We start from the raw sequence: 13761 nt of genomic DNA on the forward strand, positions 1-13761 counted from the left end.
GGCCATGTTTTTTGCTCCAAAAAAGGCGTTCGCGCAAACGAGGGTTTGAGCGAAAGACCGGAGCTTTTTACAATCAGCTATTTCAAAGGGTTACATCATGCTGATTGGTTACGCCAGGGTGTCAACCGGGGATCAAAACCTCGATTTACAGAAAAATGCGCTGATCCGCGCAGAATGTGAGCTGATTTTCGAAGATACGGCCAGCGGAAAGAATGCCAGACGACCAGGGTTAAAGCGTGCGCTGCGGCGGCTGCGACCGGGTGATGTGCTGGTGGTCTGGAAACTGGATCGGCTGGGGCGAAGCGTGCGTGACCTGATCACTCTGGTATCAGAGCTGCAGGCGCGCGGGGTGAATTTCCGAAGCTTGACTGACAGCATCGATACCAGTACGCCAGCAGGACGTTTTTTCTTCCACGTCATGAGTGCACTGGCGGAAATGGAAAGAGAGCTGATCGTCGAGCGTACCCGCGCCGGTTTAGCAGCGGCAAGGGAGCAGGGGCGCATCGGTGGCCGCCGCCGGATAATGACCACAGAAGTTGTGGATCGTTGCCGACGGATGTTGGAGAAAGGGGCTACTCGGCAGCAGGTCGCGGATGTGATAGGGATCAGTGAGAAGACTGTATATAAATATTTCCCATCAGAAAGTGGCGTACCTGAGAAGTCATGAACGAATCAGCCCAACCCCAGATATCGCTGCTTAACTCTATTGCATGAGATATGGCAGGACCATAGTCCTTATAAATTAATGTTGTGGCTGGAAACCAGCCACTTTTCGTTGATTCAAGAAGCATATAGCCATCTTCTCGAACTTTTATAATAGCGAAGGACCGTAACTCGAAATCAGGCAGTGGTAACTTCCTCTCCTCGGGGAAGTAGATCCTTACCCCTGAAAGTATGGCGCTGTTGCAACTGATCATTCTTTTACCAGCCATAGATCTGCTTCTTCAAACATCTCCTCAAGCATGCGGTTTAGCCGTTCTTTATCATGTTTGCTGGCGTCTGAGTTAAGAGCATTTGCCTGCATAGATTTTACCTTAACTTCTGCATCAGGAAAAATTCTGTGCACCCGCTTTGTTAACTCATTGAGAATGATAGAACGAGCATTAGCCAAACCTTCAACATTGCGCTTGTCATATACGAGTTCAACAAACATTTTTTCGATCCTCTTTACTGTGTTTATATACAGTATATATACTGTGATTATGTACAGTGTCAAGAAAGAGGAGTAAAACCGTGGGCTTTCCATCTCCAGCAGCAGATTATGAAGAAATGCGTATTTCGCTTGACGAAAAATTCATTAAGCATCCAGCTGCAACGTATTTTATGCGGGCGGCAAACACTTGTTATCGTGCGGGTATTTTACAAGGGGCTCTTCTGGTCATTGATGCTTCACTTAAGCCATGTGATGGCACTTTGCTTGTATGTGCAATGGAAGGGGAGTTCAGAGTAAAGCGCTACCGGCTGGTGCCAAAACCTCATCTTGAGGACTTGTCATCTGGGCGAAAGGAAGCGCTTCCGGGGGAAGAGGAGAATTGCCCGCCGGCAGTATTTGGAGTGATCACATACATAATCAATGATGCGCGGTCAGGGGAGTTCGACGACTGCCCTGTTATATAATTTTAAGGCGTTTCAATCCGTAATCACCTTAACACTACCCATTATAAAAACCAGCCATAGGTGGCTGGTTTAGTTGGTTTTTTGGTCGGCAAGTGAGGTTGAGCCTCTTCCCGGAAATCTGAGATAAGTTAGGCCTGTACCAACGCTTCGGATTCTGTGAGTGAGGTCTGATAGCGCTGTACTGTTTCAGCAAAGGCTTGCGCGGCATCTGCATTTGATACCATATATTCCTCAGTTAACCCAGTTTGGGAATGGAAAGTAATATTTCCATAAATGCAAATTGGGATTTGGTAGTTATCTTTAAATCGACGGTCTGGCGATCCATTCTTATTCGTTTTCGCCCAAGTATGGCCATCTATACGTGTATCCTTGGGAACACCGTCTTCCTCTTGAAATCTCCGATGTTCCGCACTGATTTGTAATTCGCGTATATCAATCAGAGCGAATGCCCCATCAACACGTGGTATGACTGCAACTCCAGGATAAAGCAATATATCGTCGCCATTGACATTTTCAAACCGCATCGCACGACCTGTAAATTGAATGAGATCTGTTGAGCTGTAGTCAAAGGTAACAGGATGACGATCCACAGATCGAGTTGCTAACGTTCTTTCGGCAAACTGGTCTGTCGCTTTGTCAGCAGTGATATCCCATTTTTTGTTGCTAGATTTTAACATATCGAATGCACGGACCATTGCTGCATATGCGCGCTGTGAAGTGTCACTGCTCTCGAAGGTAATGGCTATTTTTGTGCTGTCTTCCCATGATAACAGGCGAGATATCTCAGCTTGCGTTACGGGGAGTTCAGTCTCAAGTTCTGCGATGCGACGTTTGTAAAACCAACGAAGTAGACTTGATTTGCGCCGAACCAACTCGTTCTTTTGTTTTGATTCTTCAGCAAGAGCTTCTTGTAGATCTGCTTTTATCTCTGCACTTTGTTCTCGTGCTTTAGCAATCAAATCCCGTAAAGGTAAAAGGGAGGAGCTTGTCAGGACTTCTACCGAAGCGCTGGAAATTTCATTCATGCCAGCCATGGGCATGTATATTTTAGCGTTCGATGGAGTGTTGCTTGGAAATGATTCCGTCGACCCAAAATGAGGTTCTGTCGAGGACGGAATTAATGGATTCGTAACTGAGTGGCAATCATCATAGGGCAGGGTAGGTGTAGTATAAGATAAGCCTGTACCCGGGAGTCCCACAGTCGCCCTGAGTCCTTTTTTCCCAACATTGACAGTCGCACCAGGTACCCCGATGCTTGCGCTTATTCCACGCTTTCCAATGTTGAGCCTCACACCAGGAAATAGAGTAAAGGTTTGTCTGAAACGAAGAGACATAAAGTTATCCCTATGTAGTTTTGTGTACCAAAGTTCGAAATGTTTTTATATGAACATTGAGCTGATACAAAAAACTACCCTTAGCTCATCTTCATACCGCCATGATAAAGCGATTAACTTGCTGGTGGAGTAAAACAATAAAGCCCGCGAAGGCGGGCTTTTTTGTCACTAGGGAGCCGCGGCTCCTTTGCGTATCCTTTTTTGTCCCCTCACCGTCTGGTCGGTGTCCTGCTGAGACTGCTAACTTCCTGTTATTGCTAGTGATGTCCTATCACTGTCCAATCATGATTGGTGGAGCTGGCGGGAGTTGAACCCGCGTCCGAAATTCCTACATCCTCGGTACTACATGCTTAGTCTGTCTTTACATTCGCCTGGCACCTGCGGACGGACACGCCACTACCAGACTAGCCTGATTAGATTTAACGCTTCAACCCCAGGCAGGGCCTCCACGCGATCTCTTTTGGGTTTGACCTCTCTTTGATCCCCGTCTTAAGAGCGGAAGCTAGGGAGAGAGGGCTCAGAGCAGGTTATTAAGCTGCTAAAGCGTAGTTTTCGTCGTTTGCGACTATTTTTTTGCGGCTTTTTACGAGGCCAACCGCCCCTCGGCATGCACCTTGGGTTTCGCAAATCCCGTCGAATCCAGAATCAGCCCCAATGTGTACGTTGAGTATAACAGATTTATGAATGCGCTGACCAGCCCTCGTTTTGAGGATTATGGCGCCAGAGTGGATGAAAAATCAGCATCAACAACAGTATAGCGTGAGGGCCAGCTGGCTGACCCTCAAGAGAAGGGCAATTAACGACCTGCGTGTTTCATAATGCGGGCTTTATCAACTGCCCACTCGCGATCTTTTATATCGGTGCGCTTGTCGTGCTGTTTCTTACCTTTCGCTACGCCGATTTTGACTTTGCACCAGGCATTCTTCCAGTACAGGGAAAGAGCGACCACGGTGTAACCTTCACGGTTGATACGTCCGTATAGGGTATCCAGTTCACGCTGATTGAGCAGAAGCTTACGGGTACGAGTTGGGTCGCATACGTAGTGGGTGGACGCTACCGCCATCGGCGTGAAGTTGGCGCCAAACAGATAGGCTTCGCCATCTTTCAAAATGACATAGCTGTCGCCAATATTGGCTTTACCTGCGCGGAGAGATTTAACTTCCCATCCCTGCAGGGCAAGACCCGCCTCGTATTCATCTTCGATAAAGTATTCATGACGAGCGCGTTTATTCAGCGCAATGGTGGCTGATCCAGGTTTGTGGGCTTTTTTCTTAGTCATAGTATCCTGAAGTCATCGTCTTAAAACAGTCGTACCTCAATCTTCCTGCGAGGCGTAATGGGCTATCTTAGCACGAGTTGCGGTACAGCGTTTTTTTTAGCAGCAGATAAATGATATTATTTGCCCTGTGTTTATATGTGGAACCTGCTATGCCTCAGATTAGCCGTACCGCGCTGGTGCCGTTCAGTGCTGAACAGATGTATCAACTGGTAAATGATGTAAAGTCCTATCCTGATTTTCTGCCGGGCTGTACCGGTAGCCGGGTTCTGGAGCTTGGGCCGACGCAAATGACTGCGGCGGTTGACGTATCCAAAGCGGGTATCAGTAAGACCTTCACAACGCGAAATACGCTCACCAGTAACCAGAGCATCCTGATGAGTCTGGTCGATGGTCCGTTTAAAAAGCTGATTGGCGGCTGGAAATTTATCCCCTTAAGCCCGGAAGCGTGCAAAATTGAGTTTCATCTCGATTTTGAATTCACCAATAAGCTGATTGAAATGGCGTTTGGTCGTATCTTCAAAGAACTGGCCATGAATATGGTTCAGGCATTCACGACGCGCGCTAAAGAGGTCTACAGTGCCGGCTAAAATCGTGGTTGAAGTGGCCTACGCGTTGCCGGAAAAACAGTATCTGCAAAGCGTCAAGCTTGAGGAGGGGGCGACGGTCGAGCAGGCGATTGTTGCCAGCGGTCTTCTGGCGCTACGTGACGATATCGATCTGACGAAAAACAAAGTGGGAATTTATAGCCGCCCGGCTAAGCTTCAGGATCGCGTCCATGATGGCGATCGGGTCGAAATCTATCGTCCGTTGATTGCTGACCCGAAAGAGCTACGTCGTCAGCGGGCGGAGAAAAACGCCGGAAAGTAACCGTTTCGCACCAAAGATGCAGATATAAAAAAAGCGCTCAATGAGCGCTTTTTGTGTATTGATAGCTTTATTACTCCGCCGTCAGGGCAGGTTTGTTATCAATGTTGGTCAGCACACCGCTGCTGTTAAAGGTCAGGGTAAGCGTCTGCTGGGTAACTTTTTCATGCCCAGGCTGCTGACGGAAAACGTAGAACCAGGTATTAGTGCCAAACGGATCCGACATCATCGGCGTACCCAAGGCATAGGCAACCTGTTGTTGCGTCATGCCGACACGAACTTTTGCTACATCGGTTGGTGCCAGATAGTTACCCTGGTTGATGTCAGGACGGTAAACCACTCGTTCCAGAGTGGAACAGCCTGCGGTCAACATAAGAAGAACCGCTGCGGCAGCAGTCAGCGTTTTACAGCGCATAGTGATTTGATTCCTTTTTGGGCCCGAGCAGTACGTGGCTCATCTGTAATATGCCGATGATAATAGACCTTTGCCCGGTTGGGAACCTTCGGCTGCAGGTCTATCGGCAATTTGCTGTTCACTATGACTCTGTGAAAATCAAAAAGTTTACGCCGCGAGCAACTCTTTCGCGTTTGCCAGAGTGTTACGAGTGACTTCACTGCCGCCCAGCAGACGGGCCAGTTCCTGCAAGCGAGCGCGTTTATCCAGAGGGTGCATATGCGTCTCGGTCATTTCACCGTCTGTTTCCTTGCAGACGAAGAAATGATGATGTCCGCAACCGGCCACCTGCGGTAAGTGGGTAACGCACATCACCTGGGTTGACTCACCTAGCTGGCGCAGCAGTTTGCCCACCACCGCTGCCGTAGGGCCACTGATACCGACATCTACTTCATCAAAAATCAATGCCGGAGTTTCCATTTTCCGCGCGGTGATCACCTGAATCGCCAGCGCAATACGCGAGAGTTCGCCTCCGGAAGCAACTTTAGCGATTGGCTGCAGCGGCTGACCCGGGTTGGTGGTTACCCGGAATTCAATATGGTCTGCGCCTTCAGCGGTGAGATGACGCTCATCAAACGCGACATCAATGGAGAATACACCGTGTGGCATTGAAAGTGAGTGCATACTCTCCGTAATTAACTGAGTCAGTTCATCAGCGCTATTCTGACGCAGGGCATGTAGCTGCTTCGCCGTCTCAAGGGCTAACTGATGATGCTCCACGACCATCTGACTGAGGGATTCCAGGGAACCGGCGCTATCATCCAGCAGACGCTGCTCTTCCAGCAGTGACTGGTAAAATTCTGGAAGCTCCTCGGGCGTAATTTGATGCTTGCGCGCCAGGGCAATCTGTCGGGAGATACGTTGTTCCAGTTCGAACAGACGATTCGGATCGAGATCGAGGCGATCGTGATAATGACGCAGCTCGTCCGTGGCTTCGCTAAGCTGAATAGATGCTTCTTCAAGCATATCCAGCACTCCGGAGAGTTTACTGTCCATACCAACCAGCTCGCTCACCAGCTGCTTTGCGGCATAGAGCTGGCTTTGCAGATTGGATTCTTCGCCGTCTGCCATCACCGACAGCGCATGCTGACAGGTCGACAGCAATTGGCCGCTGTTGGCCAGACGTTTGTACTCTTCATCAATTTGCTCGAATTCGCCCGGCTGCGGATTAAACTCGTTGAGCTCTTTTAGTTGATACTGCACCAGATCCGCACGCGCGGCGCGCTCCTGGCTTTGCTGCTGATGCTGCGCCAGATCGCGGCAGCTTTTGTGCCACTGACGATAGCGCTCAGCCATTAGCTGAGTAAGCGCATACTCACCGGTATAGCCATCAAGTAAGGTCTTCTGATGTTCAGGCTTAGTCAACAGTTGGTGCGCATGCTGGCCATGGATCTGGATAAGAAGCTGTCCCAGTTCGCGGAGCTGGGATAAAGGCACCGCCGTACCGTTAATAAAGCCGCGAGAGCGGCCGTCTGCGCTGATAACGCGGCGAAGTAAACACTCACGCCCGCTTTCGAGCTGGTTTTGTTCCAGCCAGCGTTGTGCGGCCGGCGTGTCTTTCAGGGAGAAGCGTGCGCATAAATCAGCCCGGCTGGCGCCTCTGCGCACCATATCGGCTTCCGCCCGACCGCCCAGGCACAGCCCCAGCGCGTCGATAGCGATCGATTTACCGGCGCCGGTCTCGCCGGTAATGGCGGTCATACCGCTGTGAAAATCGATTTCCAGCTCACGAACGATAGCAAAATTACTGATAGTGAGTTGTGCCAACATAGCTGCCTTCCTGTATGAAAAACCATTACTGTGTTTTCGTACAGTATAATCGGGTTTTTTATCCAGTAAAGGGGCTGGCTATAAAATCAGAACAATTTTTTCGACCAGCCAAGCTTAGTGCTTAATGTATTGAAATAGCTGTAATCTTTAGGATGGATGAGATTAAGGTGATAATCACACCGGCGGATCAGCACATCTTCTCCATCCTGAATGGGCAGCGCTATCTGGCTATCGCAGCTAATTTCGAGGTCGCTGCAGCGCTGCGAAAAACGCAGGCGAATAGTACTGTCACCGTTGATCACCAGCGGCCGGGCCGAAAGCGTATGCGGGAACATAGGCACCAGGGTGATAGCATCCAGCGAAGGGGTGAGGATCGGCCCGCCGGCGGAGAGGGAATAGGCCGTGGAGCCGGTAGGCGTGGAGATGATGAGCCCATCTGAGCGCTGAGAGAAAGCAAACACCTCGTCAATATAGACTTCAAACTCAATCATATGCGCTACTTTACCGGGGTGCAGGACGACTTCGTTAATCGCCGTGCTGATACGCTTCTGGCAATCCTGCTGACAGACCTGAGCTTCCAGAAGGAAGCGTTTTTCGGCGATATAGTGGCCTTCGAGCACATCAGCGAGCTGCTGTAGCGCGTTGTCCGGATCGAGGTCGGTCAGAAAGCCGAGATTTCCGCGGTTAATGCCAATAACGTTAATATCGTAGCGCGCCAGCGTCCGCGCCGCGCCGAGCATATTACCATCGCCGCCAACCACGACGGCCAGGTCTGCCTGCTGGCCAATTTCCGCCAGCGTCCCGGTCTTCACATTGCTGAGCTGTAATTCATGAGCGATTTGCTGCTCAACCAGAACTTCATAACCTTTGCTGGACAGCCAGCGCCAGAGCATTTCATGTGTGGTCAGCGCGGTTGGGTGACGAGGGTGTCCCACAATGCCTATACACTTGAAGTGATTCTTCATGATCTGGATGTCCTTGAGTTAAATGAATAGTGACAATCTGGCTGCGTTCCCTTGAAACCCGGAAACTGATCCCCATAATAAGCGAAGTTAGCGAGATGAATGCGAAAAAAAACGCGGAGAAATTCATGAGTAGTAAAGAACAGAAAACGCCTGAGGGGCAAGCCCCGGAAGAAATTATCACGGAGCAGCACGATGACGTTGAGGCGGTAGAGCCTGAGGTTTCGGCTGAGCAGGTGGATCCGCGCGATGAAAAAATTGCGAATCTGGAAGCTCAGCTCGTTGAAGCCCAGAAGCGCGAACGTGAAGTATTGCTGCGTGCGAAAGCCGATGAAGATAACCTGCGCCGTCGTACCGAGCAGGATATCGAAAAAGCGCATAAGTTTGCGCTTGAGAAGTTCGTCAACGAACTGTTGCCGGTCATCGACAGCCTGGACCGCGCCCTGGAAGTGGCTGATAAAGCCAACCCGGATATGGCGCCGATGGTTGAAGGTATCGAACTGACGCTGAAGTCGATGCTGGACGTGGTTCGTAAGTTTGGCGTGGAAGTCATTGGCGATACTAACGTGCCGCTGGATCCGAACGTGCATCAGGCCATTGCGATGGTTGAGTCCGAGGACGTACCGGCAGGTAACGTTCTGGGCATTATGCAAAAGGGCTACACCTTGAATGGCCGTACTATTCGCGCGGCGATGGTAACCGTAGCGAAAGCGAAGTAAATAAGCGAAACGGCTACCATGAGGTAGCCGTTTTTCTATTCAGACCTGCACCGTGCCAGGTATGCTATGACTCCGCCACGCTTTCACGAATGGGTTTTACCGGCATAACCTTCACCTGTTTAATCATATTCTCCTGAACATCAAGAATATCGATATCATACTGTTCAATGCGCACGCGGGTGCCGGGGGCAGGGATCTCTTCGAGAGCTTCCAGAATGATACCGTTAATGGTTCGCGCTTCATCTTCCGGCAGATGCCAGTTAAATGCTTTATTGATTTCACGTACGTTGGCGGTACCGTCGATAATCACTGAACCATCGTTAAGCGGCGTTACCTCTTCAGCAAGCGTAGGCGACATTGAGGTCGTAAAATCGCCGACGATCTCTTCGAGGATATCCTCAACCGTGACCAGGCCCTGAATATCCCCATATTCATCCACCACCAGGCCCACTTTCTTTTTGTTGCGCTGGAATTTTACCAGTTGGGTGCTGAGCGGCGTCCCTTCCGGCACGAAGTAAATTTCGTCGGCGGCGCGCAGCATTACCTCTTTTGTGAACTCTTTTTTCTCCGTCATCAGGCGATAAGCTTCGCGTACCCGCAGCATGCTGATGGCATCGTCAAGGGTGTCGCGGTACAGCACGATGCGGCCGTGGGGAGAGTGGGTCAGCTGGCGGACAATGGACTTCCAGTCGTCGTTAATATTAATACCGACGATATCATTGCGCGGGACCATGATGTCGTCCACGCTAACTTTCTCGAGATCCAGAACCGACAGCAGCATGTCCTGATTGCGGCGGGAGATTTGCGAGCGTGATTCATTAACGATAGTACGCAGTTCATCTTTGCTGAGCGCCCCGCTAATGACGATATCGGTTTTAATGCCCATGATGCGCATCAGAATGCGGGTGATGGTGTTGAGCAACCACACCAGCGGCATCATCAGTATTTGCAGCGGCGCGAGCAGAAGGCTGCTGGGATAGGCGACCTTTTCCGGGTAGAGCGCCGCAATGGTTTTGGGCAGCACTTCCGCAAATACCAGCACTACGAACGTCAGAACCCCGGTGGCAATGGCAACGCCTGCATCGCCGTACAGGCGCATACCCACGATGGTGCCGAGCGCCGAAGCGAGAATATTAACCAGATTATTGCCAATGAGGACCAGGCTAATCAGACGGTCAGGTTTGCGCAGCAGCTTTTCAACGCGTTTTGCCTGACGATTGCCCTGCTTGGCCATATGACGCAGGCGATAGCGATTTAGCGTCATCATGCCGGTTTCAGAACCGGAGAAATAGGCGGAGATAACCACCATGATGATCAGCGTTACGATCAGTGTGGTGGTGGAGATATGTTCCACTAGGGATTCCTTAAAGACTTAGCTCATGAACTGTTGCAATACGCGGCTACCAAAGTAGGCCAGCGTCAGCAGGCCTGCGCCAGTCACGTTAAACCAGACGACCCGGCGTCCGCGCCACCCTTCATGATAGTGGCCCCAAAGCAGGACGATATAAACGAACCACGCCACGATAGAGAGTACGGCTTTATCAATGTTTTCCGCACTAAACAGGTTATGCATGTAAAACAGCCCGGTACACAGCGTCAGGGTTAACAGCACCACGCCTATCTGGGTGATATGAAACATTTTACGTTCGATGCTCATCAGCGGCGGCATTTCGCTACTGAAGGTCAATCGTTTATTCTTCAACTGATAGTCAATCCACGCCAGCTGCAGAGCGTAGAGCGCGGCGATAATCAGCGTAGCATAAGAAAAGAGCGACAGGCCGATGTGGACCAACATCCCCGGCGTGGTTTCCAGATGCGTGATGTACTCGTTCGGCATAAAGGTGGCGAACGCGAGGTTGATCAGGGCGAAGGTGTAGACAATGGGCAGCAGCAGCCAGCCGCGATTGCGCGATGCGACGATGGTCATCACCGTACAGATCATCAGGCTAACCAGCGATCCCACGTTTAATAAGCTGAGGTTTTGCCCGCTTTCGCCGCCGGGAAAAATGCGTGACTCCAGCGCAAAGGCGTGACAAATCAACGCAATAGTTGCGGAAAGAATCGCCATCCGCCGCCAGCTGCTGTTTTTTTGTAACAGACCAGGGACGATCAGCGCGAGGCTGATGGAGTAGGCGACAAGGGCGAGTAGAGCAAAAACAGGCATATGCGCGTCGACTGTTGACTAAATAGTAGAGAGAAGCAGTATAACGTCACGCGAGTCTGGCTCCAACCGTTGCAGCACATTCGCGTTTATGTCGTGTTATACTGCGCCCATTCCGTTTTTGTGTCGCTGCGGCGACCGACCGTTTCCACCTCAGGCGAGAGACAATGTTTGATAATTTAACCGATCGTTTGTCGCGTACGCTGCGCAACATTAGCGGCCGCGGACGCCTTACTGAAGACAATATTAAAGATACCCTGCGCGAAGTGCGCATGGCGCTGCTGGAGGCGGACGTTGCTCTGCCTGTGGTTCGCGACTTCATCAACCGTGTAAAAGAGAGCGCGGTTGGTCATGAAGTTAATAAAAGCCTGACCCCGGGGCAGGAGTTCGTCAAAATCGTGCGCAACGAACTGGTTGCCGCGATGGGCGAAGAGAACCAGGCGCTTGATTTAGCCGCGCAGCCGCCTGCCGTAGTTCTGATGGCCGGTTTGCAGGGGGCGGGTAAAACGACCAGCGTCGCTAAGCTGGGTAAATTCTTGCGTGAAAAGCACAAGAAGAAAGTCCTGGTGGTTTCCGCTGACGTTTATCGTCCCGCGGCGATCAAACAGCTGGAAACGCTGGCAGAGCAGGTTAGCGTCGATTTCTTTCCGTCTGACGTTGGCCAGAAACCGGTTGATATCGTTAATGCCGCGCTGAAAGAAGCGAAGCTCAAATTCTACGACGTGCTGCTGGTGGATACCGCTGGTCGTCTGCACGTTGATGAAGCGATGATGGACGAGATTAAGCAGGTCCATGCAACGCTTAATCCGGTAGAAACCCTGTTCGTTGTCGATGCGATGACCGGCCAGGATGCGGCGAATACCGCGAAAGCGTTTAACGAAGCGCTACCGTTAACCGGTGTTGTATTGACCAAAGTGGACGGCGACGCCCGCGGCGGCGCGGCGCTGTCGATTCGTCATATCACCGGCAAGCCGATTAAATTCCTCGGGGTGGGCGAAAAAACCGAAGCGCTGGAGCCGTTCCATCCGGATCGTATCGCTTCCCGTATTCTCGGCATGGGCGATGTCCTGTCCCTGATCGAAGATATCGAAAGTAAGGTCGACCGCGCGCAGGCTGAAAAGCTGGCCTCTAAGCTGAAAAAAGGCGATGGTTTTGACTTGACCGATTTCCTTGAACAGCTGCGTCAGATGAAAAACATGGGCGGTATGGCCAGCCTGATGGGCAAGCTGCCGGGCATGGGGCAGATACCGGACAACGTTAAATCGCAAATGGACGACAAAGTGCTGGTGCGTATGGAAGCCATCATCAACTCGATGACGCTGAAAGAGCGCGCTAAACCGGAAATTATTAAAGGTTCGCGTAAGCGCCGTATCGCCGCAGGCTGCGGAATGCAGGTGCAGGATGTGAACCGTCTGCTCAAGCAGTTTGACGATATGCAGCGCATGATGAAGAAGATGAAGTCGAAAGGCGGCATGATGAAGATGATGCGTGGAATGAAAGGTATGATGCCGCCAGGTTTCCCCGGAGGCCGATAGTATTGTGGCTATTGCTGCCGGCGCGCCCTTCTTTCCTGTCCCATTGTTGGCGCGCTCTGGCTATGAATTACTCGCAGGTACCCAATTTAGGGTATCTGCGGTGCCCTTCCACAGCAGAGTTTATAACTGCTGATTGCAATTTCCCCAGAAATCAGTAAAATTTTCGGGCTTTTAATATGACACCGGGCTCCGTTCCTCGATGGGGCCCGGTGTTTTATTCACACAAGAGGATGTTATGGTTACTATTCGTTTAGCACGTCACGGCGCGAAAAAGCGTCCGTTCTACCAGGTTGTTGTTACCGACAGCCGTAATGCACGCAACGGTCGCTTCATCGAGCGCGTTGGTTTCTTCAACCCGATCGCTTCTGCGACCGAAGAAGGAACTCGTCTGGATCTGGATCGTATCGCTCACTGGGTTGGCCAGGGCGCGACTGTTTCCGATCGCGTAGCTGCGCTGATCAAAGCCGCTAACAAAGCAGCTTAATCTGTCACGGTGGTCATGATGAGCAAGCAACACACCGCACAAGCACCTGTTGATCCGATTGTATTGGGCAAAATGGGTTCTTCCTACGGTATCCGTGGTTGGCTCAGAGTGTTTTCCTCCACCGAAGACGCCGAAAGCATTTTTGACTATCAGCCCTGGTTTATCCAGAAGGCGGGTCAGTGGCAGGTTGTTGAGCTGGAAAGCTGGCGCCACCACAATCAGGATATCGTCATTAAGCTGAAAGGCATTGACGATCGCGATGCAGCGAATCTATTGACTAATTGCGAAATTGTTGTGGATTCATCGCAGCTGCCTGCGCTTGAAGAGGGTGACTATTACTGGAAAGACCTGATGGGCTGCCAGGTAGTGACCACTGAAGGCTATAGCCTCGGTAAAGTCATCGACATGATGGAAACCGGGTCTAATGACGTTCTCGTCATCAAGGCAAACCTGAAAGATGCATTTGGTATCAAGGAGCGGCTGGTTCCGTTCCTCGATGGGCAGGTTATCAAGAAAGTCGATCTCGCTACTCGTACTATCGAAGTAGATTGGGATCCTGGTTTTTAAATTCTCCGAATAAAC

At 51.0% G+C, this 13761-nt stretch carries 16 protein-coding genes and 1 other RNA gene; 8 read left to right on the forward strand and 9 right to left on the reverse strand.

Translation table 11 applies throughout. The features are described from left to right. The first annotated feature begins 97 nt into the window (after nt 1-97). Nucleotides 98-667 carry a recombinase family protein gene (locus ABLV11_RS09660; protein ID WP_015370244.1) on the forward strand — a complete coding sequence of 190 codons (570 nt, stop codon included), beginning with the start codon at nt 98-100 and terminating at the stop codon, nt 665-667. 246 nt (nt 668-913) lie between these two features. Here ABLV11_RS09660 and ABLV11_RS09665 read toward each other — a convergent pair whose 3' ends face one another. Next, a complete protein-coding gene (locus ABLV11_RS09665; RefSeq protein WP_064400368.1) occupies nt 914-1153 on the reverse strand; it encodes a DinI family protein in 240 nt (79 codons plus the stop codon). An 80-nt stretch (nt 1154-1233) separates the two neighbouring features. On the opposite strand from ABLV11_RS09665, the gene ABLV11_RS09670 reads away from it, so the two are divergent. Next, nucleotides 1234-1617 (forward strand): S24 family peptidase, encoded by a 384-nt coding sequence (locus tag ABLV11_RS09670; RefSeq protein WP_047934994.1) that lies wholly within the window; start codon nt 1234-1236, stop codon nt 1615-1617. Between the two features lie 128 nt (nt 1618-1745). Here the strand turns inward: ABLV11_RS09670 and ABLV11_RS09675 are convergent, their stop codons facing one another. From ABLV11_RS09675 to smpB, 3 genes are all read right to left on the reverse strand, one after another. Continuing rightward, on the reverse strand, nt 1746-2951 hold the full coding sequence (locus ABLV11_RS09675; RefSeq protein WP_048258079.1) for a DUF4236 domain-containing protein: 1206 nt from the start codon (nt 2949-2951) through the stop codon (nt 1746-1748). A gap of 289 nt (nt 2952-3240) precedes the next feature. After that, nucleotides 3241-3604: a transfer-messenger RNA gene (ssrA, locus tag ABLV11_RS09680) on the reverse strand. A 143-nt stretch (nt 3605-3747) separates the two neighbouring features. Continuing rightward, nucleotides 3748-4230: an SsrA-binding protein SmpB gene (gene smpB, locus ABLV11_RS09685; protein WP_004104655.1), complete on the reverse strand. Its 483-nt coding sequence runs from the start codon at nt 4228-4230 to the stop codon at nt 3748-3750. Nucleotides 4231-4379: 149 nt separating this feature from the next. Between smpB and ABLV11_RS09690 the strand changes: the two genes are divergently transcribed. Both ABLV11_RS09690 and ABLV11_RS09695 read left to right on the forward strand, forming a co-directional pair. Beyond that, nucleotides 4380-4817: a type II toxin-antitoxin system RatA family toxin gene (locus tag ABLV11_RS09690; RefSeq protein WP_004104653.1), complete on the forward strand. Its 438-nt coding sequence runs from the start codon at nt 4380-4382 to the stop codon at nt 4815-4817. Beyond that, nucleotides 4807-5097, forward strand: coding sequence for an RnfH family protein (locus ABLV11_RS09695; RefSeq protein WP_004104651.1), 291 nt, complete (start codon nt 4807-4809; stop codon nt 5095-5097). The genes ABLV11_RS09690 and ABLV11_RS09695 overlap by 11 nt, the downstream gene beginning before the upstream one ends. A gap of 70 nt (nt 5098-5167) precedes the next feature. Here the strand turns inward: ABLV11_RS09695 and bamE are convergent, their stop codons facing one another. The 3 genes from bamE to nadK all read right to left on the reverse strand — a co-directional run bounded on the left by bamE (nt 5168) and on the right by nadK (nt 8283). Next, nucleotides 5168-5509 carry an outer membrane protein assembly factor BamE gene (gene bamE, locus ABLV11_RS09700; RefSeq protein ID WP_004104649.1) on the reverse strand — a complete coding sequence of 114 codons (342 nt, stop codon included), beginning with the start codon at nt 5507-5509 and terminating at the stop codon, nt 5168-5170. A gap of 147 nt (nt 5510-5656) precedes the next feature. After that, nucleotides 5657-7318 (reverse strand): DNA repair protein RecN, encoded by a 1662-nt coding sequence (gene recN / locus ABLV11_RS09705; RefSeq protein ID WP_004114509.1) that lies wholly within the window; start codon nt 7316-7318, stop codon nt 5657-5659. 86 nt (nt 7319-7404) lie between these two features. Then, nucleotides 7405-8283, reverse strand: coding sequence for an NAD(+) kinase (gene nadK, locus ABLV11_RS09710; protein WP_004104646.1), 879 nt, complete (start codon nt 8281-8283; stop codon nt 7405-7407). 125 nt (nt 8284-8408) lie between these two features. On the opposite strand from nadK, the gene grpE reads away from it, so the two are divergent. Next, nucleotides 8409-8999, forward strand: a complete 591-nt coding sequence (gene grpE / locus ABLV11_RS09715; protein WP_004104644.1) for a nucleotide exchange factor GrpE — start codon at nt 8409-8411, stop codon at nt 8997-8999. Between the two features lie 64 nt (nt 9000-9063). On the opposite strand, the gene ABLV11_RS09720 is transcribed toward grpE, so the two are convergent. Together ABLV11_RS09720 and ABLV11_RS09725 are read right to left on the reverse strand one after the other, a co-directional pair. Next, nucleotides 9064-10353 (reverse strand): HlyC/CorC family transporter, encoded by a 1290-nt coding sequence (locus ABLV11_RS09720; protein WP_004104643.1) that lies wholly within the window; start codon nt 10351-10353, stop codon nt 9064-9066. 18 nt (nt 10354-10371) lie between these two features. After that, nucleotides 10372-11163: an inner membrane protein YpjD gene (locus ABLV11_RS09725; protein WP_004104642.1), complete on the reverse strand. Its 792-nt coding sequence runs from the start codon at nt 11161-11163 to the stop codon at nt 10372-10374. Nucleotides 11164-11327: 164 nt separating this feature from the next. Here ABLV11_RS09725 and ffh point away from each other — a divergent pair, with 164 nt between their 5' ends. The 3 genes from ffh (at nt 11328) to rimM (ending at nt 13746) form a co-directional block, all read left to right on the forward strand. Beyond that, the gene (ffh, locus tag ABLV11_RS09730) at nt 11328-12695 is read left to right on the forward strand and encodes a signal recognition particle protein (protein ID WP_004114506.1); all 1368 of its coding nucleotides are present in this window, start codon (nt 11328-11330) and stop codon (nt 12693-12695) included. Nucleotides 12696-12930: 235 nt separating this feature from the next. After that, the gene (gene rpsP, locus ABLV11_RS09735; RefSeq protein ID WP_004104640.1) at nt 12931-13179 is read left to right on the forward strand and encodes a 30S ribosomal protein S16; all 249 of its coding nucleotides are present in this window, start codon (nt 12931-12933) and stop codon (nt 13177-13179) included. Nucleotides 13180-13197: 18 nt separating this feature from the next. Continuing rightward, nucleotides 13198-13746: a ribosome maturation factor RimM gene (gene rimM / locus ABLV11_RS09740; RefSeq protein WP_004104638.1), complete on the forward strand. Its 549-nt coding sequence runs from the start codon at nt 13198-13200 to the stop codon at nt 13744-13746. The last annotated feature ends 15 nt before the right edge of the window (nt 13747-13761 follow it).

The sequence above is a fragment of the Klebsiella sp. GW_Kp181 genome (genome assembly GCF_040062315.1).
In the GTDB taxonomy this organism is placed as follows: Bacteria; Pseudomonadota; Gammaproteobacteria; order Enterobacterales; family Enterobacteriaceae; genus Klebsiella; species Klebsiella oxytoca.

Coding starts and splice junctions, on each gene's coding strand:
- ABLV11_RS09660 (WP_015370244.1), top strand. CDS start 98: ATGCTGATTGGTTACGCCAGGGTGTCAACCGGGGATCAAAACCTCGAT.
- ABLV11_RS09665 (WP_064400368.1), bottom strand. CDS start 1,153: ATGTTTGTTGAACTCGTATATGACAAGCGCAATGTTGAAGGTTTGGCT.
- ABLV11_RS09675 (WP_048258079.1), bottom strand. CDS start 2,951: ATGTCTCTTCGTTTCAGACAAACCTTTACTCTATTTCCTGGTGTGAGG.
- smpB (WP_004104655.1), bottom strand. CDS start 4,230: ATGACTAAGAAAAAAGCCCACAAACCTGGATCAGCCACCATTGCGCTG.
- ABLV11_RS09690 (WP_004104653.1), top strand. CDS start 4,380: ATGCCTCAGATTAGCCGTACCGCGCTGGTGCCGTTCAGTGCTGAACAG.
- bamE (WP_004104649.1), bottom strand. CDS start 5,509: ATGCGCTGTAAAACGCTGACTGCTGCCGCAGCGGTTCTTCTTATGTTG.
- recN (WP_004114509.1), bottom strand. CDS start 7,318: ATGTTGGCACAACTCACTATCAGTAATTTTGCTATCGTTCGTGAGCTG.
- nadK (WP_004104646.1), bottom strand. CDS start 8,283: ATGAAGAATCACTTCAAGTGTATAGGCATTGTGGGACACCCTCGTCAC.
- grpE (WP_004104644.1), top strand. CDS start 8,409: ATGAGTAGTAAAGAACAGAAAACGCCTGAGGGGCAAGCCCCGGAAGAA.
- ABLV11_RS09725 (WP_004104642.1), bottom strand. CDS start 11,163: ATGCCTGTTTTTGCTCTACTCGCCCTTGTCGCCTACTCCATCAGCCTC.
- ffh (WP_004114506.1), top strand. CDS start 11,328: ATGTTTGATAATTTAACCGATCGTTTGTCGCGTACGCTGCGCAACATT.
- rpsP (WP_004104640.1), top strand. CDS start 12,931: ATGGTTACTATTCGTTTAGCACGTCACGGCGCGAAAAAGCGTCCGTTC.
- rimM (WP_004104638.1), top strand. CDS start 13,198: ATGAGCAAGCAACACACCGCACAAGCACCTGTTGATCCGATTGTATTG.